Below are 25462 nucleotides of genomic sequence, written 5' to 3'. Positions count from 1 at the left end.
TGCGTGTCAAGCGGTCAGCATGAACCAGTGCTGACCGCTTAACCAGGATGTTTACGCATTAACGATCGCTACTTCAACTTTTGCCTGATAAACGTCAGAATTTGTGCCATCTGCTTTTTCAAGCTGTCAATCTCAGCTTGCATTTTAACAACTTTCTCGTTCAGCGCCTGCATATCACCCGCTGGAGCCGAAGGGGTGCTTGGTGCTACGGTTGGAGCGGTGATAACTGCGGCTGGTCGACGCTTCGCTTTTGCCATTGCCGCTTTGATCGCATCAATCAGTTCTTTCTGATCAAACGGCTTTTGGACAAACTCAAAGTACTCAAAGGGTTCCTGAAGCTTTTCGGTTACTTCTTCCTTTCGACCAGACATGAGCACTAGCGGAATTGCCTGTAAATCTTGCTGAATTTGAATTTGCTGATAAACTTCCCAACCACTCAGTCGAGGCAGCAAGAAATCTAACATGATCAGGTTCGGGCGCTCCTGACGAATCAGGTCAAGCCCCTGCACGCCATCTTTTGCTTCCAGGACTTCAAAGTTACCTTTCGGCAACATGTCCCGAACCATGTTTCGGATGACGTTGCTGTCATCGATGACCAGGATCTTGTGACTTGCCACAACTGAACTCCTCTGGTAGAGACTGCAAGGTTAGCGAATAAGGTGAAAGGTCACAGTGTTTAGATATGACTACTGTTCGATCGAGCTAGAGAGCATGAGTTCTAGACGGAACCCTTTGCTAACGTGCCAAGGATGAAGACTTAGATAGTAGCAATTAAACAGCGAACTGTATTCAGGTTAGACGGTAATCCGGTCGTAGCACAACTTAGTTTAGCCCTCATGAGGCAGAATTGCTCCTCTACTGTGGATTGATACAGTCCGGCTCACGTCTCTGAATCCTTTAGAATTTGAGAAAGCAATGCCCTGTTCAACGTAGTGTGCCCAACTCTATGCCTGCTGAAACAAATGCACTGAATTCTGTCCCGCCTCAAAGCACCTTGACGGCAGAAAAAATGCCGGAGTGGTTGAAACGTCCAGTTGGTAAGGCAAGTGAGCTTTCGACGGTGCAGCGGATCATTAAGCAACGTCACATTCATACCATTTGTGAGGAAGGGCGTTGCCCCAATCGGGGTGAATGTTACGCCCAGAAGACGGCAACATTTTTGCTGATGGGTCCAACCTGTACACGATCGTGCGGTTTCTGCCAGGTCGATAAGGGACATGCACCAATGCCCCTCGACCCAGACGAACCGCAAAAAGTGGCTGAGTCAGTGAGTTTACTGGGACTCCGCTATGTGGTGTTAACATCGGTGACGCGCGATGATTTGCCTGATCAGGGCGCAGGATGGTTTGCTCAGACGATCGCCCAGATTCGTCAACGCAACCCACAGACACAAGTCGAAGTGCTGACACCCGATTTTTGGGGCGGACGGGATGGTGGTGAACCAGACGCGTTGCAGCAGGAACGCATTGCAACGGTTGTAAACGCCCAACCTGCTTGCTATAACCACAACATTGAAACCGTACAACGGCTTCAGGGTCCGGTTCGGCGGGGAGCAAAGTATGAGCGATCGCTGCGGGTGCTCCAAGTGGTCAAGGCACTGAATCCAGCCATCCCTACTAAGTCGGGGTTGATGTTGGGATTGGGTGAAACGGAGGCAGAAGTGCTGGAGACGTTCGTGGCGTTGCGATCGGTGGGATGCGATCGCCTGACGATTGGACAATACATGCGCCCGTCGTTAGAACACCTACCCGTGGCAAAATACTGGACACCCGCAGAATTCGATGAGTTGGGAGAGCGGGCGCGATCGATGGGGTTTGTTCATGTGCGATCGGGTCCATTAGTGCGTAGCTCCTACCATGCGGGAGAGGGACACGCAGACCCAAGACGTTAAGATTCATCCAGGGACAGCACCAACGTTAGCAATTCTTTGGTATGTCTTAAAAAACAACACTCAAGGAGTTTTCGTTATGACTGCTCGGACGACAAAACCCGCTTCTCCTGTCACCAAAACAGGCAGCCCACCTTATCCGTTTCGCACCTTTTGGGCGCTGCTGCTATTAGGTGTCAACGTTCTAGTGGCTGCGATTTATGCAGGCTACCTGAAGATTTAAGCGATTCGTCTGTAGTGGGGGTGGCACAGGTAACGCCCCTACACGAATGATCCCACGCGATCGCCGCCCTATAGCGTCCCTCTAAAGATGCCTTGCGGACGAAACAGCAGGACAAGCACCATCATCACGAGTGCAACACCCAGTTTGTATTCGGTTGGTAGCCAGTATGTGCTGACTTCTTGAGCGATGCCAATGACGATCGCGCCCGCGATCGCGCCGTAAGGATTGCCAATGCCGCCCAAAATGACGGCAGCGAATAGTGGCAAGATCAGAAACCAGCCCATATTGGGGCGTACTGCTTCGACCAAGCCCAACATGCTCCCACCGAGGGCAGTTAAACCGCCTGCAATGATCCACGTCCAGATGACCACGCGATCGACATTGATCCCCGTCACACGAGCGAGATCAATGTCATCTGCGACCGCACGCATGGCTTTACCGATGCGAGTGCTTTGAAGGAGATAGTGGAGTGCGGCGATCGCCACAACTGCCAACACCATAACGACAACATCGTAGTAGGCAATCCGCAGCCCCCAGATGGGGATCGCTTCGGAAACGGGTAGGTTATAGCTCTGGTTGCCGCCGCCCCAAATTAAAATGATGCCATTGCGGAGAAATAGCGCCAGACCGATCGAGATAATGACCAGCGTCGTCGAGTTAGCGCGATGGGCACGCATGGGCGACCAGATGAGCTTTTCGCTCACTAGCACAGCCACCACCGTTAGCGTTGCTCCGACTGCCATAGAAAGCCAGATATTGAGTCCAGCCGTATTGACCAGCAGCGTCAGGTACGCACCCAGGGTCATAAAATCACCGTGGGCAAAGTTGGAGAGGCGCAGAATGCCGTAGGTGAGGGTCAAACCGATCGAGGCAAGGGCAATAATGCTGCCGACTGCCAAGCCGTTGATGACCAGTTGAACGAGTTGTGGATCCATTGCAAACCGTTAAGGCGATCGCTTTGATTGTGCAGGATAGCGGCGACCTTTGGGAAGCGTAACGGCGATTTCAAGCAAATCCTGTAGGGCAGTCCATGCGTTCCTACTTTTTTTTCTTCTTACCTTTTTGGGCTTTCGGCTGAGCTGTTTTGCCAAAGCCTTGAGGCTTGGGTGGATTCAGCGCATCAAGTTTTTCGATGAGTTTTCTGATCTCATCCATTTCTGGTGTCATTTTTGGCTTCAGCGCTTCAGGGTCAAAGTCCGACTCTTGCTTGAGTCCCAGCTCTACCTGTACGCCAGCCCAACTTCCCACCATAAACTCATCGACCCGTTCGGCTGCAAATGCCTGTTCAATCAGTGGCGCAGCCTCGACGGCTTTTAGATCCAGCAGAGCGCTAATCAGAATCGTGTTGAGATCGATATCATTTTCGGCAGAAGATTCTAGCTGCTGAAGCATCGGCGCAACGCAGGCATCGCGGCTTTCTGGGTGCGATCGCGCAATTTCTAGCAAGCAGTCCACTGATGTATTCCGCGCCCACGTTTCATGAGCGGTATCGTGCAGGTAATCTGCCAGGACTGGGATCGCGGCTGTCCCTAGCATGGCGTAGACTTTGGGCAGTTCTTCTGTCACCCAGTCACTATCGCGTTCTTGAAAGAGCTGAGTCAGTGGGACGATCGCCGCTTCGGCGTGTAACTGTCCCAGCGATCGCCAGGCATGAATCGGTGCCCAAACGTCCAGCCGATCGTCGTCCAATTCCCATAAGGCTGGGTCAGTTGCCATGCGGATGAGTTCTGGTGCATCGTCTACCGTCAACCCAACGGTCTCAGGATAGTTGTGCCAGTCGTGCAAATCCATTTCATGACAATCGCCATAGGTGAGCAGCTTTGCTACTGGGTCATGGTAGGTGTCAAGGCTCATAGATGTCACCTGGTGTAGCTAATCGCTTCCTCAGCTTCGTTGTACGATTGCCAAAATTTCGTCCAAAATTTCCTGTGCGCCCTGTTTGCGAAGGCGCTGAGCCAGTTCTACACCCAGCGCTTCGGCTTCGATCGCAAGCCCACTCACGCTGTCTTTCGCCACTTTTTGCCCATCCAGGCTGATGACAATGCCCGTTAAGGTGAGTCGATCGCCCTCTAGCAAAGTATTCACACCAATCGGCACCTGACAACCGCCTTCTAACTCGCGGAGGAACGATCGTTCCGCATAGCAACGGTAAGCGGTTGGCTCATGCTCCAGCGCTTTTAGCAGTAACAACACTTCCGCATCATCACTCCGACATTCAATCCCTAGCGCACCCTGACCCACCGCATGTAACGAGATTTCGGGAAGAATAATCTGATGAATGCGGTCTGCCATCTCTAACCGCTGCAAGCCTGCTGCTGCCAAAATCAGCGCATCATACTCGCCTGCATCCAGCTTTGCCAGTCGGGTATTCAGGTTGCCTCGCACATCCTTAAAGCTGAGGTGGGGGTAATGATGCCGCAGTTGTGCTAAACGACGCAGTGAAGATGTACCGACAACAGCGCCTTCTGGCAAGGTTGCTAACTGCTTGTCTTTGTGCTTCTCGTGCACCACCAGAGCATCAGCGGGATTCTCTCGCTCAGTTACGCAGCCTAAAACCAGACCTTCTGGCAGATGAGTGGGCAAATCTTTGAGCGAATGCACGGCAAAATCAATATCACCGCTGATCATGCCGACTTCGAGTTCTTTCGTGAAGAGACCTTTATCACCAATTTTCGCCAGCGCCACATCCAAAATCTTGTCGCCCTGAGTGCTCATGGTGTGGACTTCAAAGGTTCTATCTGGGAAGGCTTTTTGCAATTCTGCCTGTACCCAATGAGTTTGTACCAGTGCGAGCTGGCTTTTGCGAGAACCAATACGAATCGTGCGAGTAGCGATCGGCGTTGCAGTAGGCGACATAATTCAGGGCTTGAAACGAGCTTCAAAAGTCACTCTATCCACCTTACCGCAGTGTGTAACCCGTTTGTAGAAGTGTAAGAAGCGTAATCGTTACAGATGTTTAAGTAGATTCCTCATCTTTTAACCAGCAATATGAACGATCGTGCTAGAAGGAAAATTTCGAGCTTGTTAGTTTTCAAATTCCAGAAATCAGGCTAATAATAGGGGTGCTTTGTGCGTTGCCAGCTAATTAGCGATGATTACTTACCGGGAGAATGAGAATCTATCCTTTGAAGAATATTACGACTTCTTGAAAAGAAGTGATCTTGGTGGTCAATATCCGAAGGAGCGGTTTGAGGAAAGGATAAGAAGGCTCTTGGTTCAGCGGTCAATTGCCATCACAGCCAGAAACGATGAAGGGAAACTGATTGGAATAGCCTTCGGTATTACCGATTTTGTTTACTTCCTGTTTGTCACAGATCTTGGTGTTGATAGAACTTATGCAAAACAAGGCATAGGAAGCGAGTTATTGATTCGCATCCAAGATGCCGTTGGTGGAGCAGATGACATTACGGTCGTAACTGTTGCACACGAAACTGCGGCAGGCTTCTACGAGAAGTGTGGCTACGTATCGGAAGATTGTCTGTTTTGGAAACCTTGTCAGCTTTGGGGCGAATTTAAAGTAACTTAGCTCAATCACGTGATGAAAACTGGGGACGCGAATCAGAATGAAGCGTGAATCTCTAGAACACTACCTGAAGCTTCGTTACCCCATTACGGTGTACCCGGAGGCGGAAGGCGGCTATGTCGCGATGATCAAAGATCTGCCAGGATGCATCACGCAGGGTGAAACGCCAGATAAAATCATGGCAAACATTGAAGAAGCACGACAACTCTGGATCGAAACGGTGTACGAACACGGCGATGAAATTCCGCTACCATCTGATGAGTTTGCCTAAATGAAAGATGATGAACGCTTTTCAGCAATGTCCTAGTTGTGGTGGTGAATTAGTCAAAAAGAACGTGCAGAAGCTGTTGCGCGGCGGGATGCACACGGCTGTTTTGCAGGTTAAGGCTGAAGTTTGTCTTCAGTGTGGTGAGCGTTTATATTCTGAGGAAACCGTCAGACGCTTTGAAGACATTCGAGCAAAGCTGAAAAATCAGCAGGTAGAAGAATTTACACCGTTGGGTCGATCGTTTCAGGTCAGCTAATCGAACACCCAATATTGCTTCTTGGGAGTCGTTGCAACTTCTGTAAGAGGAAGGGGCATTGTGTCTGGAGCAGTTGATCGCCCACATCACGACTTAGGCGATCGCATGTCCAATACTTAAGATCTACGCAAGTTTCCTCAAAAGAATAAATAAGCAACGATAATCGAGCTTATTCTGATCAATGGTTTTTTTGATTAGCTGAACAATAATCGTAGCTGTAGGTTTGGATATTACATGCGCGTTCTACTCCTGTATCCGCTGTTTCCGAAGTCGTTCTGGTCATTTGATAAAGCGCTTGAACTCGTTGGACGCAAGGTATCGCTGCCACCATTGAGCCTGACGACTGTGGCAGCGATTTTGCCGCAAACCTGGGAATTTCGTCTGGTCGATCGCAACATCCGGTATGAGAGTGATGCCGATTGGTATTGGGCAGACCTGGTGATCATCTCTGGCATGATTGTGCAGAAGCCAGACATGCTGTATCTCATCGAATCGGCAAAGCGGCGGGGTAAATTAGTCGCAGTGGGTGGTCCCTACGTCACCTCTGTCCCCGAAGCAGCGCAGGCAGCAGGAGTAGACTTTCTGGTGCTGGATGAGGGCGAAATTACGTTACCCATGCTGGTAGAGGCACTGGAACGGGGTGAAACCTCTGGAGTCTTTCGTGCCGATGGTGAAAAGCCTGCAGTGACGGATACGCCCGTGCCCCGGTTCGATTTGCTGGAACTGGACGCTTACGGCGATATGTCGGTGCAGTTTTCGAGAGGCTGTCCATTCCAATGCGAGTTTTGCGACATCATTGTGTTGTACGGACGCAAGCCACGCACCAAAACCCCGGCTCAACTGCTGGCAGAGTTACAGACGCTCTACGATTTGGGCTGGCGACGCACGATCTTTGTGGTGGATGACAACTTCATCGGCAACAAGCGCAACGTCAAGCTGATGCTGAAAGAACTGGCTCCCTGGATGAAAGCGCACGGCTATCCCTTTAGCCTTTCTACCGAGGCATCGGTGGATCTGGCACAAGATCAGGAACTGCTGGATCTGATGATTGCGGCAAACTTTACAGCGGTCTTCTTGGGCATTGAAACGCCGGATACTGATAGCCTCTCAATGACGCAAAAGTTCCAGAATACGCGCAATTCTCTCGTAGAAGCGGTGCAAACCATTAACCGTACCGGACTGCGCGTGATGGCTGGGTTCATCATTGGGTTTGATGGCGAAAAAACAGGGGCGGGCGATCGCATCATCGATTTTGTGGAAGCAACCGCCATTCCCCAGGCGCTCTTCAGCATGTTACAAGCGTTGCCCAACACGGCTTTGTGGCATCGGCTGGAAAAGGAAGGACGGCTACGGGCAGGCGATGGTGAGGCAAATATTCACCAGACGACGCTCACAAATTTTGTGCCCACTCGTCCGTTAGAAGAAATTGCACGGGAATACGTCCGCTGCTTTTGGGAACTGTATGAACCCGATCGCTATCTGGCGCGAGTCTACCGTCACTTTTTGGTCATGACACCTAGTCCCAACAAAAAGAAGTTTAAACTGCCAGGGTTGGTAGATATACGCGCCATGCTAACCATTTGCTGGCGACAGGGCATTCAACGCAATACCCGGTGGCAGTTCTGGCGACAGTTCGTTTCCATCCTGCGGCGTAACCCCGGCGTGTTCAAGCATTACCTTACCAACTGCGCCCTGCTGGAACATTTCATCGATTACCGCGAAATCGTGCGCGATGAAATTTATACCAAGCTGACTGAGTATCAACCAGAAGAGTTGACGGAGAAAGTCGTGGCGATCGCAGGTAAATAACTTCTCTCACGCAGCCAATCTCCTGTAGGGACGTTACATGTAACGTCCCTACAAACGCAACAGGGTGTTAGACGTGCCAACCCAGCCGATCGCGCCGTTTTCACTTTGCACGACCGCGATCGCTGCTTGGTGTTCGCTGGGATTGAAAGCAGCACAGCAGTCTTCTAGCAGCAGACAATAGAAGCCGAGATCGCTGGCGTGACGGTAAGTTGCTAACACGCAGCATTGGGTGGTTACGCCTGTGAGCAGCAGATGGGTAATACCGCGATCGTGCAACTGTGCTTCTAAATCAGTGCCAATGAAAACCGATTGAGCAGGCTTATCAAGCTGGAGTTCTGTGTCTAAAGGGCTGAAAGCATTCAGCAGAGCAGTGCCGGGTTCGCCTTGCACGAGAAACCGCCCCATATTGCCCCGTGTCCCCACTGGGTAGCCTGCGTTGGTGTATCGGAGTTGCTTGCTGGGTGAGACATCGGACAAATCCGCTGGATGACTTTCGCGGGTGTAGACGATCAGGATGCTTTGACGGCGACACCACTCAATCACCGTTTGGATACGAGGTACGATCGCGCTGACAGCCGACAAATCGGCACCCAGATCATGACCGCAGAAGCCCTCTGGATGGCAGAAGTCGTGCTGCATATCGATGACCAGGAGTGCCGTTTTGTTTAGCGCGATCGGAAAGGAATGCGGTCTAGCCGCTAGAGCTAACGAACGATCGAAGCCAGACATCATCAATGCACCCGTTCTACTTCATCGCGGTGACATATTGCGGTTCAAGCACTTTCGATAGGTCAGGCACCGTTTGAATTTGTCCTTGAGCTTTCAAAAATTCTGCCAGTCGGGTCATTGGCTTCAGCAGATATTGGTCGCTGTTGGCATCGCCTAACATGGCAATATTGGTTGCCTTATCGGGAATCTGAATGCCTTTTAGCTGCTGGTCAAGTTCTTCAGGCTTAATTTTGAGCTTGGCGGCACCAATTTTCAAACCTTCTTCACGATTTGTTTTCAAGAACTCGACACCCTTGAGGTTGCCTTCCACAAACGCTGCAACGGTTTTAGGATTCGCCTGCACGAATTTTGTACTGAAGATGTAAAGGTCAGCGATCGCCGTGGGCATTTGCTTCGAGCTATAGATGACTCGTCCATCTTTTTGAGCCGCGATCGCTTTGTCACTGAACGGCGAGTAGGAGTAAGCAATCTCAACTTTGCCTGCCTGGAATGCGGCAGCGGCAGCATCGGGAGGCGTGTTGACTAGCGTGACATCCTTACCCGTTAAGCCAGCTTGATCGAGAATTTGCAGCAGAAAGAAGTGACCAATCCCACCCAATTCGACCGCGATCTTTTTGCCCTTGAACTCTTTAATGCTCTTGATGCTGTTCCGCGCCAGAATGACATCGGCACCAACAGATGTATCTTCGACCGTCACTACTTTGAAATCGACCCCTTTAGATGCCAGCGTGACAGCTTCAGACGTGACGGGTGCCAACCCATCCAGTTGACCCGATGTAAAAGCTGGAAATGCCTGTGCCACCGTATCAAACACTTTGATTTTGAGATCCAGCCCTAAGTCCTTAAAGAAGCCCTTTTCTTCAGCAATGCGGAGTGGAGTATTGCCAATCCAGGTAGTAATGCCGATCGAGGCTGACGTTGCGCCAGCGCCTCCCGACATGGCTGGTGATGCCGAAGACTGTGCTGAAGGGGCTTCAGGTGGCTTCGCGCAGGCATGAACACTGGCTCCTGCGATCGCGCCAGTCATCATCCACAAAGCCTGCCGACGTGTCCAACGAGGTGACTTAGAGAAGGTCATTAATACTGCCATCCATACGAACTCAGGGCAAATTGTGACACTTGCAACTCGGTTAAAATGAAGCACTCGCTACATCACTGTAGAAACAATTGTGCGTCCTCACTGAACAGAGCTAAATTCATGCCGAATTGCCTTAGTAATGCTCTCTGTAAGCTGCTCTGCCATCAAGCGACCCTTCTCGGCGCTGGCTCCTTTTGCAGATGACAACACTCCCGACTGAGGCACCCATTCTGTGCGAGTAGGATACATGTCATAGGGCGGAAAGTTGGCAGGCGCAATAGTGGGAAGCCGATCCAGTGCTACCAGGTCGGGACAAAAATGCAGCATGAGCGATGTTTCAATTACCGCAGCATGTTCCAGTGCAAACCCCGGAAAGCCGTCAGGAAAGACGTGGCTTAACGTTTCTTCGGTGCAAAAATCCCAATATTCCAGGCGCATGATGCTCAGTGGATGGGCGGTTCCCAGTTCACGCATGGCAAGATCAATGCCTTCAGTGAGAAACCATTGATTTTCGTAGTGTCCATCGACAACCACAAGGTTTTTAACCCCGTGGCGAGCAAACTCACGAATGACATCGCGGGTAATTTGGCTCAAACTTTGTCCATCTAGGCTAGTCGTACCCGGAAAATGCTGCCCACCACCCGACTTGGGCTGCGATTTGTAGCCGTAGCTGAGGGTTGGCGCAACCAATCCGTTTAGGTTGGTCGCAACAGACTGGGCGATCGCTGCACTCAGCAACGCATCTGTCCCCAGCGGCAAATGTGGACCGTGCTGCTCCAAGGCACCACAGGGCAGCAGCAGTACTAAGCTGTCATCCTGCAACCGTTCCTGGTAGGCGACCCAACTTAACGCACTCATCAATACAGTCATGTTCACTCCTCAATGCTCTGATTGGACTTTAGACGATTCACCTCAGTAAAGATGTTTGTCAAAGAGGCTTTCATCTAGCAGAATCAAACATGCTGTACGCATGGAGCGATCGATGGGACGACTGAATGGCAAAGTGGCACTGATTACGGGCGTCGCGTCTGGCATTGGGCGATCGGCGGCTGAGCTGTTTGTCGCGGAAGGCGCACTGGTGTTGGGGGTCGATCGCAATGAGTTGGCAGGGAACGCACTGGCAGCAGCCTTGCAGACAGACGGACAGTTTCAGTTTTTTGCTGCTGATTTGTCTACACAAGCTGCCTGTGCTGCAACCGTTGACCATTGCTGCAAAATCCACGGACGCATTGATATTCTTTACAATAATGCCGGAATCGCGGTCATTGCACCTTTTGCCAGCACTGATGCAGAAACGCTAGAACGCGTGATGGCAGTGAACTTTAAATCGGTTTTTTACTTGTGCCAGCAGGCGATCCCCAAAATGCAGCAGCAGGGTAGCGGCGTGGTCATCAATACCGCATCGGAACTGGCGATCGTCGCGCAACCTCTCTATGCCGCTTACTGTGCCAGCAAAGGCGCTGTGCTGTCGCTAACTCGTGCGCTGGCGCTGGAATATGCTAAGGACAATATCCGCATTAATGCCTTGTGCCCGGGTCCGATCGCCACGCCGATGCTGCAAGGTGAGTTTGACCAGGCAAACGATCCCGCACAGGCGAAGCAAGAGGGTATTGCAACCATGCCGATCGGACGACTTGGCACACCAGCCGAAATTGCCCAGGTCGCGCTGTTTCTTGCCAGCGATGCGCCTACCCTGATGCATGGTGCCGCGTTGGTTGTCGATGGTGGGAAGACAATTTTTTGAGGATGAGTTTTTGAGGATGAGCGATCGCCTAGCCTCGATCGTGGCAGCTTGATGCTAAATTGTGACTCTGGCACTCAATCCCGGCAATAATGGCTCCTTCAGTGAGCTAACAGCAGTGGTTAAGACTTCTGTAAACCACTGCTCTAAACCATTCTTCTGACCAAAATGCTGCACTTTATTTTGACCTGGCTGGCAACTGCCCTATCGCTGGTGATCACCGCCCACTTCGTACCGGGCTTCAAGATCGATAGCTTCACTGCTGCGCTCATTGGGGCAGTGGTTTTGGGTTTGGTGAATGCGATCGTCCGACCCATTTTGACGCTGCTCACGCTGCCGTTGACAATTATTACGCTGGGCTTATTTTTGTTTGTGGTGAATGCGTTTACCTTTTGGCTCGTGGCTGCGATCACACCCGGCTTTCACATCTCGGGGCTTCTAACTGCTCTGATCGGGGCGATCGTCCTCACGATCGTCTCTACCATTGTCTCTTGGCTGGTGAGAATCATTGATCCGCTGGCATGAGGTGACCGCCGTTTAGCATGTCGAGTCAATGCTGAGAAGCCCACGATCGCCGTCTAAGTGAGCCATGATGCCCACAGGTAGCGCTGCATTCGCGCCATCATGACCAAAGGGCAACTCTGAAACGATCGGAATGCCCAGGTCACCCAGGCGATCGCGCAACACTTCTGCCACCGTGAAGCTAGGAATGTTGGCAGGCGGATCGCACTGGCTAAACCGACCGAGGGCAATCCCTTTGACGTGCTTCAATGCGCCGCAAAGTCGCCATTGGGTCAACATGCGATCGATGCGGTAGGGTGCTTCTCCCACATCTTCTAATGCCAGAATGGTGTCAGCAAAATCAGGCTGTACAGGCGTTCCCAACAGATTTGTTGCTACGGTGAGATTGACGGGTAAAAGGAGTCCAGCAGTCTGTCCGCCGCCCCAACCCGTTCCTTGTAAGGGCGGGAGCGATCGACCTTCTACCCAATCGAACAAGCGTTGCACTGACCACTCCGGTTCTGCCGTCAGCGTGGTCAACAGCGGTGCATGAACGCCCGAAATGCCCTGTAGACTGAGGCTCATCAACAAACTGGTGATATCTGAAAAGCCGATCAGCCATTTGGGATCACTTCCTTTCCAAGACCAGTCTTCCAGCAATCGCGCACCACCGTAGCCACCTCGTGCACAGAGAATGCCGCGACAATCTGGATCGTTGAGCGCAGTAAGCAATTGTTGGCGACGATCGACATCGGTGCCTGCCAGATAGCCCCAGCGATCGTCGTAGCCAGGAGTGAGTTCCACCCGGTAGCCGTGCGATCGCCAGATCTTAACGCCGCGCTGAAAGGACTCAACCTCTCGCAAGGTGCCGCTGGGGGCAATCACTCGCAGTGAGTCACCTGGTTGTAATGGTGGTGGGGGTTGGCAGGGACGCATGGCTTCACGCTGGTGTGACCGCAGAGACGCAGAGGACACGGAGACGTTACTCTGCGCTCTTTGCGCCTCTGCGGTAAATTTTTGATGTTATATCCGATCGCGTCACACCGTCACCACAGCATTTGCTTCCTGTTTCTGAGTATCCAGACGCTCCAGGATCTCCAACATTTCGCGTTCAAAGGTGACTTGAGCACGATTGGTCAGACCGCCAATGTAGAGGTGCCCATCTTTCTGAAGTGCCCAAATTTGGGAGTGAGAGACATAGCTCATCATGACACCCAGCATGAGTAGACCAAAGCCTGCGTAGACGATCGGGATGCTGGGGTCAGCCTTAATTTGCAGTCCCGTGCTGCCGATGATGTCTTTCACTGCCAGCGTCACGCCATTCACGGGGGTAGACATCCCCGCGCGCACGGTGGAAATCAGCTTGCCAGTTGTGTCGTAGACCAGCAGCATTCCCTGTAGATCTTTAGCAATTAAAGATACCCCAGCGCTCAAATCCGGCTTGGTGGGAATCCAGGTGCCCCAGATGCGCCCACCTTTGCCGCCTGTATCCAACTGCGCCATCGGGAGCTGAAAGATCGGGCTGTTGTTGATACGAACCTGCACTGCAGAGATGCCCCAATCTGCCTGGTACAGTGTGACACCGCGATAGCGTAGGGGTTCATTCACATGAATCGTTTTGCGCTTGACTTCTTTGCCGGCGCTGTCCAGCACCGACATATCGGAGTAAAACTGGTCGATCGCGCCTTGCGGGGTGTAGTCAATCCAAAAGCGATTTACTTTCACCGACCAATCTTTGGGAATCTGCGACTCGGCAAATGGTCCCGCATCCAGGATGTTTTTGACCTGAAACGTTTGACCGCTGGGTATCATCTCTTGCCCCACAAAGCCTGTCAGTGCCCCAACGATCGCGCCGACCAAAATCAGCAGCATACTGGCATGAACGACGATCGGACCAATCCGCCCCACGATACCTTTTCGAGCGTAAATCGCGTCATCTTGACGAAACAGCTTGTACCGCTTCTGCTCTAGTAGCGGCAATACGTCATCGAGCGAGGTTTGTTGAAATTCAGCGCTGAGGGCAAACTTTTGAAACTGGCGCGGCTGGCTGTAGAACTTGCGAGACGTACGCGAAAACCAGCGCAAGGCGGGTAGCTGTCGCGTAAACGTACAGGCAGTCAGGCTCGACCCAAATAAAATCAGCAGCGCCAGAAACCACCACGTTCGATACACATGATCCAATCCCAACGCCAGCAGCACTTTCCAGGTGAGAAAGCCAAATAGCGCTGGATGTTCTGGATAGTTTGCCTCATAGAACGCGGCAGACTGTCCCTGCTCAACCACCGTCCCAGACACGCTGAAAAGCGCGATCGCCAACAGCAGCGCGATCGCCAACCGCAGATCAGACAGCACAGGCAACAGTTCCCGCTTGAAAAAGTTTTTGGGAGCCGTTCCCCAACCAGCAAGACGCGTTAGAAAAGAAGGATTTGCAGACATTTGGGGCAGTTGTTAGTTGTTAGTTGCTGGTTATTAGTGGTTAGACAGTCTAAAAGCCAACCACTAAAAACTAGCAACTCTTGAAAGCAGCGAAAAGACACCGAAGCCAACCAACAAAACGCCGCTGGCTGGCGTAATCCAACCTGACCAGCGACGGAGTTCCAGCAGTTTTTTAATCGAAGCTGTAAACGTTCCCGCCAGCACTAGCGGAGCCGCATACCCGATCGTATATGAAAGCAGCAATGCACTGCCCAAAACCGGATCTTTCGTTGCTGAAATCCACGCCAGGATGCTTGCCAGGACGGGGGTACTGCACGGCGATGCGACCAGCCCAAACGTTAGCCCGATCAAATAGGCACGAACACCGGGCGGTAAGTCCTTAGAAATCCATTCCAAACCACCGAAGGACGGCAGGCGAAAGGGCAAGGCTTCTAGCAGGTTCAGCCCCATGAGAATGGCGATCGCACTGACCACGATCGGCAACCCCAGCCCAATTTGCCCATAAATTTTGCCCACCACTGCTGCCACAATGCCTAACCCTGCCAGCGTGGTCGCCAATCCCAGCGCAAACCAGGTGGATTGTGCCGCCGCCTGTACCCGCGTTTGAGTTTCGTAGCCGCCAATGTAGCCGATCGTAATGGGCAGCATCGACAACATACAGGGCGTAAGGCTCGTCAGCAGCCCAGCCAGAAAAATGATGCCCACACTGGCTGGCGTAAGATGAGCCAGTTGCTCAGACACCAGGCTATTGGCAAAGCGTTCTAACCAGTAAAGCTGGGTTTGCAGCGTTTCGATCATTCTGTGTCCAATGTCTTGTTCTGAAGAAGTAGCGCTGTCTTTATCTTACTGGAGGTAGGAGAAGCAGGGGTGGTGGTGGAAGCAAGGGAGGCAGAGGGGGAAGCAAGGGAGGCAGAGGGGGAAGCAAGGGAGGCAGAGGTGGAAGCAAGGGAGGCAGAGGGGGAAGCAAGGGAGGCAGAGGGGGTAGAGAAAAAGGCGTTGCTGAATCCTGGGATGAAACACCCTGCTTCTTCCCAAGGAGAAGGGCTGGGGATGTAGCTCGCTTCCCGCAAGGTGGAAAATCATACTTGCATTCAGCAACGCCGGAAATAGATGGGAAGAGGTATTTTTTTAGGTTCGCTTCTAGAAGCTGTATGCTTTCCTCAAATCAGGTAGACAGAAGCAGCCCAACCAATGCTCATAGCTGACCGCTGACCGCTGATAGCTGACCGCTGACCGCTGATAGCTGACCGCTGACCGCTAATAGCTGACCGCCCTCACAAAACCCTCAGCGTACTGGCAATACTGCTAACAGACTCCATCACCCGGATCTCGTCCAGCGCGGTGCGAAAGTTGCCTTCGCGAACGTGATGGGTGACCACGACAATTTCTGCCAGGTCATCGCGTAAGCCTGTTTGCACGATCGATTCCAGACTCACGTTATGGTTGCCAAAGCAGGTGCCCAGCTTGCCAATGACACCAGGAGAATCACGTGTGAGAAAGCGAGTGTAGAAGCGGCTGACAAGCTCTTCGATGGGGACGATCGTGCAATAAGTCTGGTGCGAACAGGCAAGTAAAGGATCAAGTAAGGGCGTGCCAGTCGATCGTACTGCCCCGCCTCGCTGCACCTTCAGAATGGCAGCGATGTTGAGGATATCTGCCACGATCGCGCTAGCAGTGGGACCAGCCCCCGCACCAGGACCAAAAAACATCACCTGACCGATCGGTTCGCCTTCGATCAGGATGGCGTTGTTCACATCATTCACGCTGGCAAGGGGATGACTTTTGGGTACCAGCGTCGGATGCACTCTAATCTGTAGCTGCTCTGGAGCCTCGGTAAGAGTTTGTGCGTTTCGCTTCGCAACCGCCAGTAGCTTAATGACAAAGCCTAGCTTGTCGGCATAGGCAATATCCGCCGCACTTACTTGCCGAATGCCTTCGCAGTAAACGTCTGGCAGCTTAATCCGCCCACCAAACGCTAGCGATGCCAGAATGGCAATTTTATCTGCCGCATCTAGACCATCCACATCAGCGGTCGGATCAGCTTCGGCATAGCCCAGCCGTTGGGCATCTGCCAGAATGTCGGCAAAGTCGCCACCCTCGGTCTGCATCCGCGTCAGGATGTAGTTCGTTGTGCCATTGATAATGCCTGTCACTGTCAAAATGCGGTTTGCACAGAGGGATTGCTTCAGCGGCTCAATCACTGGAATGCCACCACCGACCGCCGCTTCCAGCAGCACATACACTCCAGCTTCTTCAGCAGCGGTGAAGATCTCGGCTCCGTAGCGCGCGATCGCCGCTTTATTCGCTGTCACCACGTGTTTTCCATGGGCAATGGCTTTGAGAATGAGCGATCGCGCTGGCTCCAGCCCACCAATCACTTCCACCACAATATCCACGTCTGGATCGGTGACGATCGACTCCAAATCAGTCGTAATGAGGCTCGTTGGTAAATCGACGGAACGAGGCTTGTCGGGCGATCGGACTCCCACCCGATACAGCTCCAACTCCTGCACCAAAGGATGCCGCTGGGCTGGATTCAGCAAGATTTGCACCGTTCCTGTTCCCACTGTCCCCAGACCCAACAGACCAATTTTGAACGCCACAGCCTCAATCCACTATGCGAGAGTTCACCCAACCATTGTAGGAGCGGGTGAGTCAACTGAGGCGGTAGAAAAGTAAGGGCGTAAGGAAGACTATACAGCCAGAGTTTGATGCGTTACGCTGCGCTAATACATCCTACAGAATTCGATCTTATTTAATTCTCATTCCTAAGAGGCTGTTTGAAGAGCGTCTGGCGTTAAAACCGCGACCACGTAAACAAAGTCCGCCGCCGCGGACTACCGAAACGCGAGGGCTTTATCACCTGCGGCGGCAGGTTTTGTCTGTGTAGCCGCGACTTCAGTCGCCAAGGCTACAAATGTACGGACTTTTAAAACGTTCTCTAAGGGGGCAGGGCTGATCTATCAGCAGGAGAAAATAGAGAATAGATAAGGTTGTTTCTCAGCATCAGTGGTCGCATGAGCCTCATTGAGCACCTGCAAACGATTCGGGATTTCCGGACGCAACCTGAGTACCCGTTGTGGGCAGGGCTGATCTACAGCCTCCAGTCGAGACGATGAGGAACGATTCCCGTTGCTATGGGTCATGCAAAAATCCTTGTCCGCTGAACAAGTCCGCTGTTACGTGAGTCTGAAGTTCAAAGCTCAGTCCGGTAGAGCCGTCATTGTTAGTGTTCCCAAGATTCATAGTGCAGCCCTAAAGGAATTCGATGAGGTGAATGGTTTGGCATTATTCCAAGCGGTTTTGATCTCTATATCCAGTGGAATAATGTCAAACCATCGATCGATAGGGTACTCAGAAAATTGAGACCTTCTAGAGTACGGCTCGTTCAATCTCCGTATTTTGCTCCTCGACAGAGCGAATCAGGCTGATTAAGCTAGTGACTTACCTACTCTCCTTTTGTAAGTTACGGCTCTTCCGGATCGGGGGTTTGCTTTTGCCTTTTTATACTCGTTGCCCAACCACCCATCTAGCACCCACCTTAATCTCAAATTCTCAAAGTTTTAGCCTTATTCTACAATTAAAGCAAACTATGCTCACATCTTGCTGTATCAACGTTTTGATTTTGGTTTTGTTGGCTGTGGCTACATTTGGGCGCATTAAGCAAGCCAGCATTGCCATAAGTAGATGCACTCCTGATGAATGAACCGCCCGATCGCTGGCATCGGGCGTTCTCGTATAGAAAGATGCAAACCACTGCACTCAAAATTAACCTTGCCACCGTCAAACCTGGCAGGTCATAGCTGCTGTTTTAGCGTTCTGCTTCTTGCCACATCAGTGTCGTGATTCTGTCATCCAGGCAGCAGAGCCTTGATTCCACGATCCGGGTAGCGAGAGATGAGCATCTAAAGAATGAAGTAACCAAGTGGTAGCATACTAGGCGTTATGGGCAATCTACGAAGTAGCAGTAGCGAAGGTTGCCATGCTGGCAAGAGTTTGGAGTGCATCACTGGTTGGCATTGATGCAGTGAAGGTTGGGGTTGAGGTCGACATTGCAGGTGGGTTACCCGGCATTGTCGTGGTGGGTCTGCCGTCTCAGGAAGTGCAGGAATCTAAAGAGCGGGTGAGAGCAGCGCTGAAGAATGCGGGCTATGCCTTCCCGATGCGGAAGATTGTGGTGAATCTGACTCCAGCCGATCTGCGGAAGGAAGGTCCTAGCTTTGACTTGCCCATCAGCGTCGGCGTACTGGCAGCCTCTGAACAGGTGAAGACTGATCTGCTGGATGACTACCTGTTTCTCGGTGAAGTGTCGCTGGATGGCAGTTTGCGCCCTGTGGCGGGAGTGTTAGCGATCGCCGCCGCTGCCAGCCGTTTGGGGATCTCTGGTTTAGTGGTGCCTGCCGATAACGCCCGTGAAGCCGCTGTCGTCAAAGGCTTGTCTGTGTTCGGGTTCAAGCATTTGTCAGATGTTGGCAACTTTCTCTGCGCCTCAGAGCAATATGCACCAACTCAGGTGGATGGTCTAGAGGAATTGGAGCAAGCACAGTTCACTGGACCTGACCTCAAGGATGTAAAAGGACAGGCACATGCCCGTCGTGCCCTTGAAATTGCCGCAGCGGGTGGACATAATCTCATTTTTGTGGGACCTCCGGGAAGTGGCAAAACCATGCTTGCCCGTCGGCTGCCGGGGATTCTGCCGCCCTTGACCTTTGACGAAGCGCTGGAAGTGACCCAAATTCATTCCGTCGCTGGCTTGCTCAAAAATAAAGGCTCATTGGTAGCAACCCGTCCCTTTCGCAGTCCTCATCATTCAGCTTCGGGACCGTCGCTCGTGGGTGGCGGCAGTTTTCCCAGACCGGGCGAAATTTCGCTATCGCACCGAGGCGTACTTTTTTTGGATGAATTGACAGAATTCAAGCGGGATGTGCTGGAGTTTCTGCGTCAACCGTTGGAGGATGGCTACGTCAGTATTTCTCGCACGCGCCAATCGGTATCGTTCCCAGCGCAGTTTACCCTCGTTGCCAGCGCCAATCCCTGTCCCTGCGGTTACTTTGCCGATACTGTGCAGCCCTGCACCTGTACGCCTAGAGCCAGAGAACAATATTGGGCGCGCCTATCAGGTCCGTTGATGGATCGGATCGATTTGCAAGTAGCGGTCAATCGCCTGAAGCCTGAAGAAATTACCCAACAGCCGAAGGGGGAGGAATCAGCATCAGTGCGCGATCGCGTCCAGGCTGCCCGCAACCATTCCCATACTCGCTTTAAAGACACTCCTCTACGCTGCAACGCCGAGATGCAAAGCCGTCATCTGAAGCAATGGTGTGTGCTCGATGATGCAACGCGTAACCTGCTTGAAGCGGCGATTCGGAAGTTAGGACTGTCTGTCAGGGCAAGCGATCGCATTCTCAAAGTAGCGAGGACGATCGCGGATCTGTCGAATGATGCCAACCTGCAAACTCAGCACGTCGCTGAGGCGATTCAGTATCGCACAATAGATAGGATGCAGTAGAGGTATGAACATGAGCAAAGAGTTCAATGTGATTATCGAGCGCGACTCCGAGGGCTATTTTGTTGCCTCTGTGCCGAGCCTTCCAGGTTGCCATACGCAAGCAAAATCCTAGACGAACTGATGGAACGCATTCGAGAAGCGATCGAGCATTGCTTAGATGTTGAGGGCAATCTAACAGAACCCCTAGATTTTGTGGGTATGCAACGCATTTCAGTTGAAGTATGACAGATATTACGTGACTGCCAGTTGACACGTGAGGCATTCAAAACGCTCTTGTGACACCTGACGATCGCATCCTTTCCAGATGCTAAATACTTGGTGTGCAAACTCCAGTTAGCTCGGTAGGGACATGGGGAAGTCTGTATGAATGAGCACATTGCTCTTTCACTCCTCCAGAGGTTTCCCGATGCCAACCAAGAACTTTCGTCACGTCCGCAAAACCAGTGTCGTGAAAACGCCCGATGGTGGGCGGATTAAACTAGGTAGCTATCGTCCCGATAAAAAAAATCCTCACGACAAGAAGTATAAATCCAGTCGATCGACCGTCGATCTGCCGTCGCAAGTCGATTTACGTCCCTATATGACCCCGGTAGAAAATCAGGGCAACTCCAATAGCTGTACGGCTAATGCAATGGCAGGCGCTTACGAATATCTGGCAAAGCGCATCAAAGGGTCTGCACACGATGTCAGCCGCCTGTTTATCTACTACAACGCTCGTGATTTGGATGGAGCGATCGACTCCGATGAAGGCACCTATCTTCGCAGTTGTATCAAAGTGCTAAAAAAATATGGCACCTGTGCTGAAACGACCTGGCCCTTTGACCTACAGCGCATCTTTGAACCACCCCACGAAAGCGCTTACAGCGAAGCCACCAACTTTTTGATTGAAGATGCCTATCGGGTGGATATCGACCTCAACGCCATGCGGCAATGTTTGGCAGATGGGTACCCGTTTACCTTTGGGCTAGATCTCTTCTCGTCGTTTCAAAAGGCTGGCTCAAAGGGCTTGGTGCCGATGCCCGATCCAGAAACTGAACAGCATGATGGCGGACATGCCATGCTCTGCGTGGGCTATTCCGATGAAGACAAAGTGTTTATCGTCCGCAACTCTTGGGGTGAAGGCTGGGGCGATCGCGGCTACTGCTACATCCCCTACGACTATATGACCAACCCCGACTTAAACGGCGACCTGTGGGCAATTCGCCACGTGGCGGATGCTGATATTGACCTGAGCCAAGACATTCAAGGTGAGCAGGCTTCGCTGTTTAGTGGCGCAACTGCCGCGATCGCCCACGCGATGCAAAGGGCTGGCAGCACCGTAGAAGACGAGTACACCGTTGAGTATGCAGAACAAACTGTTTACGTTGATGGACACTACATTGCTACTTCTATCTACGAAGGATTAGACGCGCTGTATTATGCCGACTACGAAGACGAATACGACGACTCCACGTTAACAGAAACCTCTGAAGAAACCGAGTACAGCTACGAGGAACCCTCTGAAGAGACATCGGAAGAAACGGCGTATAGCGACGAAGAGTCTGAAGAATCTGAGGAATCTGAGGAAACAGAAGAAATAGAAGAAACAGAAGACAGCTACGAAGAGTCTGAAGCGGAAGAATCTGAAGACGACGAGGAAGCTGAAGACGACGAGGAATCGGAGGAAACAGAAGACAGCTACGAAGAAGACTCTGAAGGAGAGTCTGAGGAAGAGGATGCCGAGGAAGAGGACTCTGAAGAAGAAGAGGAATCTGAAGAAGAGTCTGAGGAAATCGAGGGCAGCTACGAAGAGGATTCTGAAGAGGCGGACTCTGAAGAAGACAGCGAAGAGGCGTATGAGGAGGCTGAAGACGCTGAAGCTGGCGATGAGGAGGCGTATGAAGACGCTGGTGGCGAAAGCGAAGAGGAATAAGTAATACCAAATCAAATTGCAAACGCTACAGATCCTTTGCCCTCATCCCCAATCCTTCTCCCCAAGGAGAAAGGCGCTAAATTCGAAGTCCCTCTCCCAGAGGGCTAGGGATTGAGGGTGAGGGCGACTCGATTGATCTGTAGTGCCTATTTTGGGATTTGGTATAACCTACAAGATCTCCGACTTCTTAAAGAAGTCGGAGATCTCAAGGATTAACGCTCAAAGAGACTGGCTGTAAAGCGATCGCCCGATCGCCGTTGCCAAATCAGCACACCCGGCTTCAATCAAGGCACGATCGCGAATGCGACACGAATCACACAAACCACACGGTTCTGCGTCGCCCTGGTAGCACGACCAGGTTTGGGCGATCGGCACTCCCAATTGCACCGCCCGGCGTACAATGTCTACCTTGCTATCCAGCACTAACGGCGCGACCAGCTTCGGCGCGTTGCCTTCCAGTCCCGCTTTAGAAGACAGTGTGGCAAGGTGTTGGTACGCCTCTAAATAGTCGGGTCGGCAATCGGGATAACCAGAGTAGTCCACCGCATTGATACCCAGATAGATGGCGACTGCGTTTTTGGCTTCTGCTAGTGAAAGGGCGATCGCAATAAAAACAATGTTGCGTCCCGGCACGTAGGTGATGGGAATCACATCAGGCTGCACCCCATCCAATGGCATGGGAACCGCTGCATCAGTGAGCGAAGAACCGCCCCACTGCGCCAAATTGACAGCCATCATGAAGTGTTGCCGAATGCCTAAATGGGTGGCAACTTGTTTAGCGGCAACCAGTTCGCGAACATGGCGTTGCCCATAGCTGAGGGAAAGGGCAATAACGGTATACCCATCGACGATCGCCTGCGCTGCTACTGTTGCAGAGTCGAGTCCGCCTGAAAGTAACACAATAGCGATCGGCTTCATACCACCTCATCGTGAAATTGGATCGACTAAGTAACCGACAATCGCTACTACAAACTGCTTTAAGGACTGTTCTCTAAATCCATGACGGTTTTGCTGCGAAGCATTCCTGCGATCGCGACAGCTTCGTCTGCGGTGAACTCCAGACCAGCTTGAAAACCAATCAGCGTTTTAGTTCTGATCATCACTTTTCCCCACGCTCCACGCTCATTAAAGCGCCGCTCTTCGCAGATAATCCAATCGTCATGCCCTCGATAGTTTTGATTTGCCAGGGTTTGTACGGCAAACTCTAGTTCTGGCGTAATTTTGCATTCATGATTCATTAACGGCTCAAAGCCATCCCGCCATTTTTCCTCTGCTCTACGTTGCTCTTCTTCAGCCTGACGGCGCATTCGATCGAGCGGATCTTCCACAGTACACACTCCTAAGTGATCGCCCTAACCCTTTGCTTCCAGCAATTGTTCCACAATGCGAGACAGTCGAGCCACGCCTTCAGCCTGCTGCTGGCTAATTTTAGACTGCTCTCTCACCGTCTCTTTAATTTCTGCCATGTCAGCTCTAAATTCAGTCATCCCATCCGTGAGGTGACCAATCTGAACGCTCTGCGCTTTTATGGCATCTTTAATTTCTGCCATGTCGGCTCTAAATTCAGTGGTGCTCTCAGTCAACCTGCCGATCTGCTCGGTGATGCTTTCGAGGCGGTGGTCAACGGTGTCGAGGCGTTGTTCTGTTGTCATGGCAGGCTCAGGTTTGGCGATCGCTCGCAGCCTGATTTATTCTACAGGAATTGCGATGGGGGCAGGAGGCAGGAGGCAGGAGGCAGAAGAATGAGGGCTAAAGGCTAAAGGCTAAAGGCTAAAGGCTAAAGGCTAAAGAGCTGACCGCTAACCGCTGACCGCTAACCGCTGACCGCTGACCGCTGACCGCTGACCGCTGACCGCTGACCACTCAAATTTGCCACTCAAGAGCTATGGCTGAGGCTCTTCGTCATGCGACAGTAGGAACGCACAGAGAAGGGCTGAACGTGAGCTATGACCTTGTTCAATAAACCATCGGGTGGGTTTGCCTCCTGGTTCAAGATTGGTCTAATAGGGCTGCTGGTGCTGTCTTTGGCGTTACGCTTTTGGGGCTTGGGGCGGTTTAACAGTCTGGTCTTTGACGAGGTTTACTATGTCAAATTTGCCCACGACTATCTGACTCAAACGCCACTCTTTGATGGACATCCGCCGCTGAGCAAATATTTGATTGCGATCGGCATTTGGCTAGGCAATCAGTTGCCGATCGGTCACGATACGGTGAACAAACTCGCAGGTGCCGAATACACGACATGGAGCTACCGCTGGCTGAATGCGCTGACGGGTGCCTTCATTCCTCTGGTTGTGGCGGGCATTGCCTATCAGTTGAGCCATCGCCGTAGCTATGCCTTCCTTGCCGGACTGTTTGCGGCGCTGGATGGCTTGTTTTTAGTCGAGTCACGCTACGCGCTCAATAACGTTTACCTGGTCATCTTCGGGTTACTGGGGTTGTGGTGTTTTTTGCTGGCTTTGGAGGCGCGATCGCTCTGGCGTAGCATTTATTTGATTGGTTCAGGCATCTTCTTTGGCGCTTCCGCCTCGATCAAGTGGAATGGACTCTGGTTTCTTTTTGGTGCCTATGGGTTGTGGGTCGTCGCTTGGCTGCTCCGCTGGCTTCAAGCTCGATTCCCAACTAATGCTGAGTTGGCTTTAATGAATTCTGCAACCGGGTTGGGACAAGTCCCAACTAATGCTGAGTTGGCTTTAATGAATTCTGCAACCGGGTTGGGACAAGCGAAGGAAAGCCGCAGCCCACTACAAAACTTGACGCGGTTAGCGCCCTGGCAAATTGCGTTGAATCTAGGCGTTGTGCCAGCGGTGTTCTATCGCCTGATCTGGATTCCTCACTTGAAGTTCAATACGACAGCTAGCTTTTGGGCACTGCAACAACAAATCTTGAACTATCACGAGCGGGTGCCAGATGGTCCTAAAGTGCATCCCTACTGCTCTGACTGGTATAGCTGGATTTTAATGCTGCGCCCGGTGGCGTACTACTACAAAGTCGAGTCACAGGGAGGTCCGCTGTTATCTACCGATCCGGCTGTAAAGGCTGGTAGCACGGTGATTTACGATGTGCACGCGATCGGCAACCCCATTCTTTGGTGGCTATCAACTCTGGCGATCGTGCTGGTGTTTGCTGTCTTGGCGCAACAGCTTTTGCGGTGGTTAACGATGCAATCTGCTGTAGCAGGATCTGCTGTAGCAGGACGGTCTGATGGCGGACAGCCATACGACGATCGTCCCCACGCGCTAAATACATCTGAAATCTGGTTGGCACTTTTTCTAGGCGTAAATTATGCTGCCAACTTGCTGCCCTGGGTACGGGTGACACGCTGCACGTTTTTGTATCACTACATGGGTGCGTCGGTGTTTGCTTCAATGGCGATCGCCTGGTTGGTCGATCGCTGGCTTCATAGCAGCAAGCCCAACCTGCGAACGTTCGGGGTTGTCATCATTGTGCTGATTGTCCTGGCGTTCATCTTCTGGCTACCCATTTACTTAGGGTTGCCCCTTTCATCATGGGAGTTTCAAGGACGAATGTGGCTACGATCGTGGGTGTGAAGCAACAGTCGTGAAACACAACAGGCGATCGACTGCAT

27 protein-coding genes are annotated in these 25462 nt (G+C 51.9%); 13 read left to right on the top strand and 14 right to left on the bottom strand.

The window, feature by feature from the left end; all coding sequences use genetic code 11:
* Positions 1–68 precede the first annotated feature (68 nt).
* Positions 69–617, bottom strand: a complete 549-nt coding sequence (locus tag AC5JO6_RS07055) for a response regulator (RefSeq protein WP_496080339.1) — start codon at positions 615–617, stop codon at positions 69–71.
* Positions 618–946: 329 nt separating this feature from the next.
* Between AC5JO6_RS07055 and lipA the strand changes: the two genes are divergently transcribed.
* Both lipA and psaX read left to right on the top strand, forming a co-directional pair.
* Positions 947–1891, top strand: a complete 945-nt coding sequence (gene lipA / locus AC5JO6_RS07050) for a lipoyl synthase (RefSeq protein WP_496080338.1) — start codon at positions 947–949, stop codon at positions 1889–1891.
* A 76-nt stretch (positions 1892–1967) separates the two neighbouring features.
* Positions 1968–2111, top strand: coding sequence for a photosystem I protein PsaX (gene psaX, locus AC5JO6_RS07045; protein ID WP_496080337.1), 144 nt, complete (start codon positions 1968–1970; stop codon positions 2109–2111).
* Positions 2112–2179: 68 nt separating this feature from the next.
* On the opposite strand, the gene AC5JO6_RS07040 is transcribed toward psaX, so the two are convergent.
* The 3 genes from AC5JO6_RS07040 to hemC form a co-directional block, all read right to left on the bottom strand.
* Entirely contained in the window at positions 2180–3046 is an 867-nt protein-coding gene (locus AC5JO6_RS07040; protein ID WP_496080336.1) for a branched-chain amino acid ABC transporter permease, read from the bottom strand.
* Between the two features lie 103 nt (positions 3047–3149).
* Entirely contained in the window at positions 3150–3965 is an 816-nt protein-coding gene (locus AC5JO6_RS07035; RefSeq protein ID WP_496080335.1) for a DUF1186 domain-containing protein, read from the bottom strand.
* A 30-nt stretch (positions 3966–3995) separates the two neighbouring features.
* Positions 3996–4967, bottom strand: coding sequence for a hydroxymethylbilane synthase (gene hemC / locus AC5JO6_RS07030; protein WP_496080334.1), 972 nt, complete (start codon positions 4965–4967; stop codon positions 3996–3998).
* Between the two features lie 235 nt (positions 4968–5202).
* Between hemC and AC5JO6_RS07025 the strand changes: the two genes are divergently transcribed.
* From AC5JO6_RS07025 to AC5JO6_RS07010, 4 genes are all read left to right on the top strand, one after another.
* Positions 5203–5637, top strand: coding sequence for a GNAT family N-acetyltransferase (locus AC5JO6_RS07025; protein WP_496080333.1), 435 nt, complete (start codon positions 5203–5205; stop codon positions 5635–5637).
* Positions 5638–5674: 37 nt separating this feature from the next.
* Positions 5675–5905, top strand: coding sequence for a type II toxin-antitoxin system HicB family antitoxin (locus AC5JO6_RS07020; RefSeq protein ID WP_496080332.1), 231 nt, complete (start codon positions 5675–5677; stop codon positions 5903–5905).
* Positions 5906–5915: 10 nt separating this feature from the next.
* The gene (locus tag AC5JO6_RS07015; protein ID WP_496080356.1) at positions 5916–6158 is read left to right on the top strand and encodes a YgiT-type zinc finger protein; all 243 of its coding nucleotides are present in this window, start codon (positions 5916–5918) and stop codon (positions 6156–6158) included.
* Positions 6159–6392: 234 nt separating this feature from the next.
* On the top strand, positions 6393–7967 hold the full coding sequence (locus AC5JO6_RS07010) for a B12-binding domain-containing radical SAM protein (RefSeq protein ID WP_496080331.1): 1575 nt from the start codon (positions 6393–6395) through the stop codon (positions 7965–7967).
* Between the two features lie 48 nt (positions 7968–8015).
* Here AC5JO6_RS07010 and AC5JO6_RS07005 read toward each other — a convergent pair whose 3' ends face one another.
* From AC5JO6_RS07005 to AC5JO6_RS06995, 3 genes are all read right to left on the bottom strand, one after another.
* Positions 8016–8699 carry a cysteine hydrolase family protein gene (locus AC5JO6_RS07005; RefSeq protein WP_496080330.1) on the bottom strand — a complete coding sequence of 228 codons (684 nt, stop codon included), beginning with the start codon at positions 8697–8699 and terminating at the stop codon, positions 8016–8018.
* Positions 8700–8712: 13 nt separating this feature from the next.
* The gene (locus AC5JO6_RS07000) at positions 8713–9774 is read right to left on the bottom strand and encodes an ABC transporter substrate-binding protein (RefSeq protein ID WP_496080329.1); all 1062 of its coding nucleotides are present in this window, start codon (positions 9772–9774) and stop codon (positions 8713–8715) included.
* A gap of 99 nt (positions 9775–9873) precedes the next feature.
* Entirely contained in the window at positions 9874–10644 is a 771-nt protein-coding gene (locus AC5JO6_RS06995; protein ID WP_496080328.1) for a creatininase, read from the bottom strand.
* A gap of 112 nt (positions 10645–10756) precedes the next feature.
* Here AC5JO6_RS06995 and AC5JO6_RS06990 point away from each other — a divergent pair, with 112 nt between their 5' ends.
* Both AC5JO6_RS06990 and AC5JO6_RS06985 read left to right on the top strand, forming a co-directional pair.
* Positions 10757–11518 carry an SDR family NAD(P)-dependent oxidoreductase gene (locus tag AC5JO6_RS06990; protein WP_496080327.1) on the top strand — a complete coding sequence of 254 codons (762 nt, stop codon included), beginning with the start codon at positions 10757–10759 and terminating at the stop codon, positions 11516–11518.
* Between the two features lie 165 nt (positions 11519–11683).
* Entirely contained in the window at positions 11684–12040 is a 357-nt protein-coding gene (locus tag AC5JO6_RS06985) for a phage holin family protein (protein WP_496080326.1), read from the top strand.
* 12 nt (positions 12041–12052) lie between these two features.
* On the opposite strand, the gene AC5JO6_RS06980 is transcribed toward AC5JO6_RS06985, so the two are convergent.
* The 3 genes from AC5JO6_RS06980 to AC5JO6_RS06970 form a co-directional block, all read right to left on the bottom strand.
* The gene (locus AC5JO6_RS06980; RefSeq protein WP_496080355.1) at positions 12053–12952 is read right to left on the bottom strand and encodes a S66 peptidase family protein; all 900 of its coding nucleotides are present in this window, start codon (positions 12950–12952) and stop codon (positions 12053–12055) included.
* 102 nt (positions 12953–13054) lie between these two features.
* On the bottom strand, positions 13055–14452 hold the full coding sequence (locus AC5JO6_RS06975) for a cytochrome c biogenesis protein (protein WP_496080325.1): 1398 nt from the start codon (positions 14450–14452) through the stop codon (positions 13055–13057).
* Between the two features lie 63 nt (positions 14453–14515).
* Positions 14516–15250, bottom strand: coding sequence for a cytochrome c biogenesis protein CcdA (locus tag AC5JO6_RS06970; RefSeq protein ID WP_496080324.1), 735 nt, complete (start codon positions 15248–15250; stop codon positions 14516–14518).
* A 72-nt stretch (positions 15251–15322) separates the two neighbouring features.
* Here AC5JO6_RS06970 and AC5JO6_RS06965 point away from each other — a divergent pair, with 72 nt between their 5' ends.
* A complete protein-coding gene (locus AC5JO6_RS06965) occupies positions 15323–15508 on the top strand; it encodes a hypothetical protein (RefSeq protein ID WP_496080323.1) in 186 nt (61 codons plus the stop codon).
* A 218-nt stretch (positions 15509–15726) separates the two neighbouring features.
* Here AC5JO6_RS06965 and AC5JO6_RS06960 read toward each other — a convergent pair whose 3' ends face one another.
* Complete coding sequence (locus AC5JO6_RS06960) at positions 15727–17055, bottom strand: homoserine dehydrogenase (RefSeq protein ID WP_496080322.1); 1329 nt, start codon at positions 17053–17055, stop codon at positions 15727–15729.
* A gap of 1379 nt (positions 17056–18434) precedes the next feature.
* On the opposite strand from AC5JO6_RS06960, the gene AC5JO6_RS06955 reads away from it, so the two are divergent.
* The 3 genes from AC5JO6_RS06955 (at position 18435) to AC5JO6_RS06945 (ending at position 21873) form a co-directional block, all read left to right on the top strand.
* A complete protein-coding gene (locus AC5JO6_RS06955) occupies positions 18435–19961 on the top strand; it encodes a YifB family Mg chelatase-like AAA ATPase (RefSeq protein ID WP_496080321.1) in 1527 nt (508 codons plus the stop codon).
* 87 nt (positions 19962–20048) lie between these two features.
* Positions 20049–20186, top strand: coding sequence for a hypothetical protein (locus AC5JO6_RS06950; protein WP_496080320.1), 138 nt, complete (start codon positions 20049–20051; stop codon positions 20184–20186).
* A gap of 181 nt (positions 20187–20367) precedes the next feature.
* Entirely contained in the window at positions 20368–21873 is a 1506-nt protein-coding gene (locus AC5JO6_RS06945) for a C1 family peptidase (protein WP_496080319.1), read from the top strand.
* Between the two features lie 219 nt (positions 21874–22092).
* Here AC5JO6_RS06945 and queC read toward each other — a convergent pair whose 3' ends face one another.
* From queC to AC5JO6_RS06930, 3 genes are read right to left on the bottom strand one after another with little or no spacing between them, the layout of a single operon-like run.
* Positions 22093–22791: a 7-cyano-7-deazaguanine synthase QueC gene (gene queC / locus AC5JO6_RS06940; protein ID WP_496080318.1), complete on the bottom strand. Its 699-nt coding sequence runs from the start codon at positions 22789–22791 to the stop codon at positions 22093–22095.
* 59 nt (positions 22792–22850) lie between these two features.
* Positions 22851–23201 (bottom strand): hypothetical protein, encoded by a 351-nt coding sequence (locus AC5JO6_RS06935; RefSeq protein ID WP_496080317.1) that lies wholly within the window; start codon positions 23199–23201, stop codon positions 22851–22853.
* Between the two features lie 24 nt (positions 23202–23225).
* Positions 23226–23525, bottom strand: a complete 300-nt coding sequence (locus AC5JO6_RS06930; protein WP_496080316.1) for a hypothetical protein — start codon at positions 23523–23525, stop codon at positions 23226–23228.
* Between the two features lie 294 nt (positions 23526–23819).
* On the opposite strand from AC5JO6_RS06930, the gene AC5JO6_RS06925 reads away from it, so the two are divergent.
* Entirely contained in the window at positions 23820–25424 is a 1605-nt protein-coding gene (locus tag AC5JO6_RS06925; protein ID WP_496080315.1) for a dolichyl-phosphate-mannose--protein mannosyltransferase, read from the top strand.
* Positions 25425–25462 lie beyond the last annotated feature (38 nt).

It is taken from the genome of Tildeniella sp. (assembly GCF_059505325.1).
Note: the sequence above shows the minus strand (reverse complement) of the source record. Positions and strands in the feature narration are given on the sequence as shown.

What these genes read in the sequence shown, in the direction of transcription:
- lipA (WP_496080338.1), top strand. Translation starts at nt 947, where the DNA reads ATGCCTGCTGAAACAAATGCACTGAATTCTGTCCCGCCTCAAAGCACC.
- psaX (WP_496080337.1), top strand. Translation starts at nt 1,968, where the DNA reads ATGACTGCTCGGACGACAAAACCCGCTTCTCCTGTCACCAAAACAGGC.
- AC5JO6_RS07040 (WP_496080336.1), bottom strand. Translation starts at nt 3,046, where the DNA reads ATGGATCCACAACTCGTTCAACTGGTCATCAACGGCTTGGCAGTCGGC.
- AC5JO6_RS07035 (WP_496080335.1), bottom strand. Translation starts at nt 3,965, where the DNA reads ATGAGCCTTGACACCTACCATGACCCAGTAGCAAAGCTGCTCACCTAT.
- hemC (WP_496080334.1), bottom strand. Translation starts at nt 4,967, where the DNA reads ATGTCGCCTACTGCAACGCCGATCGCTACTCGCACGATTCGTATTGGT.
- AC5JO6_RS07025 (WP_496080333.1), top strand. Translation starts at nt 5,203, where the DNA reads ATGATTACTTACCGGGAGAATGAGAATCTATCCTTTGAAGAATATTAC.
- AC5JO6_RS07020 (WP_496080332.1), top strand. Translation starts at nt 5,675, where the DNA reads ATGAAGCGTGAATCTCTAGAACACTACCTGAAGCTTCGTTACCCCATT.
- AC5JO6_RS07015 (WP_496080356.1), top strand. Translation starts at nt 5,916, where the DNA reads ATGAACGCTTTTCAGCAATGTCCTAGTTGTGGTGGTGAATTAGTCAAA.
- AC5JO6_RS07010 (WP_496080331.1), top strand. Translation starts at nt 6,393, where the DNA reads ATGCGCGTTCTACTCCTGTATCCGCTGTTTCCGAAGTCGTTCTGGTCA.
- AC5JO6_RS07005 (WP_496080330.1), bottom strand. Translation starts at nt 8,699, where the DNA reads ATGATGTCTGGCTTCGATCGTTCGTTAGCTCTAGCGGCTAGACCGCAT.
- AC5JO6_RS07000 (WP_496080329.1), bottom strand. Translation starts at nt 9,774, where the DNA reads ATGACCTTCTCTAAGTCACCTCGTTGGACACGTCGGCAGGCTTTGTGG.
- AC5JO6_RS06995 (WP_496080328.1), bottom strand. Translation starts at nt 10,644, where the DNA reads ATGACTGTATTGATGAGTGCGTTAAGTTGGGTCGCCTACCAGGAACGG.
- AC5JO6_RS06990 (WP_496080327.1), top strand. Translation starts at nt 10,757, where the DNA reads ATGGGACGACTGAATGGCAAAGTGGCACTGATTACGGGCGTCGCGTCT.
- AC5JO6_RS06985 (WP_496080326.1), top strand. Translation starts at nt 11,684, where the DNA reads ATGCTGCACTTTATTTTGACCTGGCTGGCAACTGCCCTATCGCTGGTG.
- AC5JO6_RS06980 (WP_496080355.1), bottom strand. Translation starts at nt 12,952, where the DNA reads ATGCGTCCCTGCCAACCCCCACCACCATTACAACCAGGTGACTCACTG.
- AC5JO6_RS06975 (WP_496080325.1), bottom strand. Translation starts at nt 14,452, where the DNA reads ATGTCTGCAAATCCTTCTTTTCTAACGCGTCTTGCTGGTTGGGGAACG.
- AC5JO6_RS06970 (WP_496080324.1), bottom strand. Translation starts at nt 15,250, where the DNA reads ATGATCGAAACGCTGCAAACCCAGCTTTACTGGTTAGAACGCTTTGCC.
- AC5JO6_RS06955 (WP_496080321.1), top strand. Translation starts at nt 18,435, where the DNA reads ATGCTGGCAAGAGTTTGGAGTGCATCACTGGTTGGCATTGATGCAGTG.
- AC5JO6_RS06945 (WP_496080319.1), top strand. Translation starts at nt 20,368, where the DNA reads ATGCCAACCAAGAACTTTCGTCACGTCCGCAAAACCAGTGTCGTGAAA.
- queC (WP_496080318.1), bottom strand. Translation starts at nt 22,791, where the DNA reads ATGAAGCCGATCGCTATTGTGTTACTTTCAGGCGGACTCGACTCTGCA.
- AC5JO6_RS06930 (WP_496080316.1), bottom strand. Translation starts at nt 23,525, where the DNA reads ATGACAACAGAACAACGCCTCGACACCGTTGACCACCGCCTCGAAAGC.
- AC5JO6_RS06925 (WP_496080315.1), top strand. Translation starts at nt 23,820, where the DNA reads ATGACCTTGTTCAATAAACCATCGGGTGGGTTTGCCTCCTGGTTCAAG.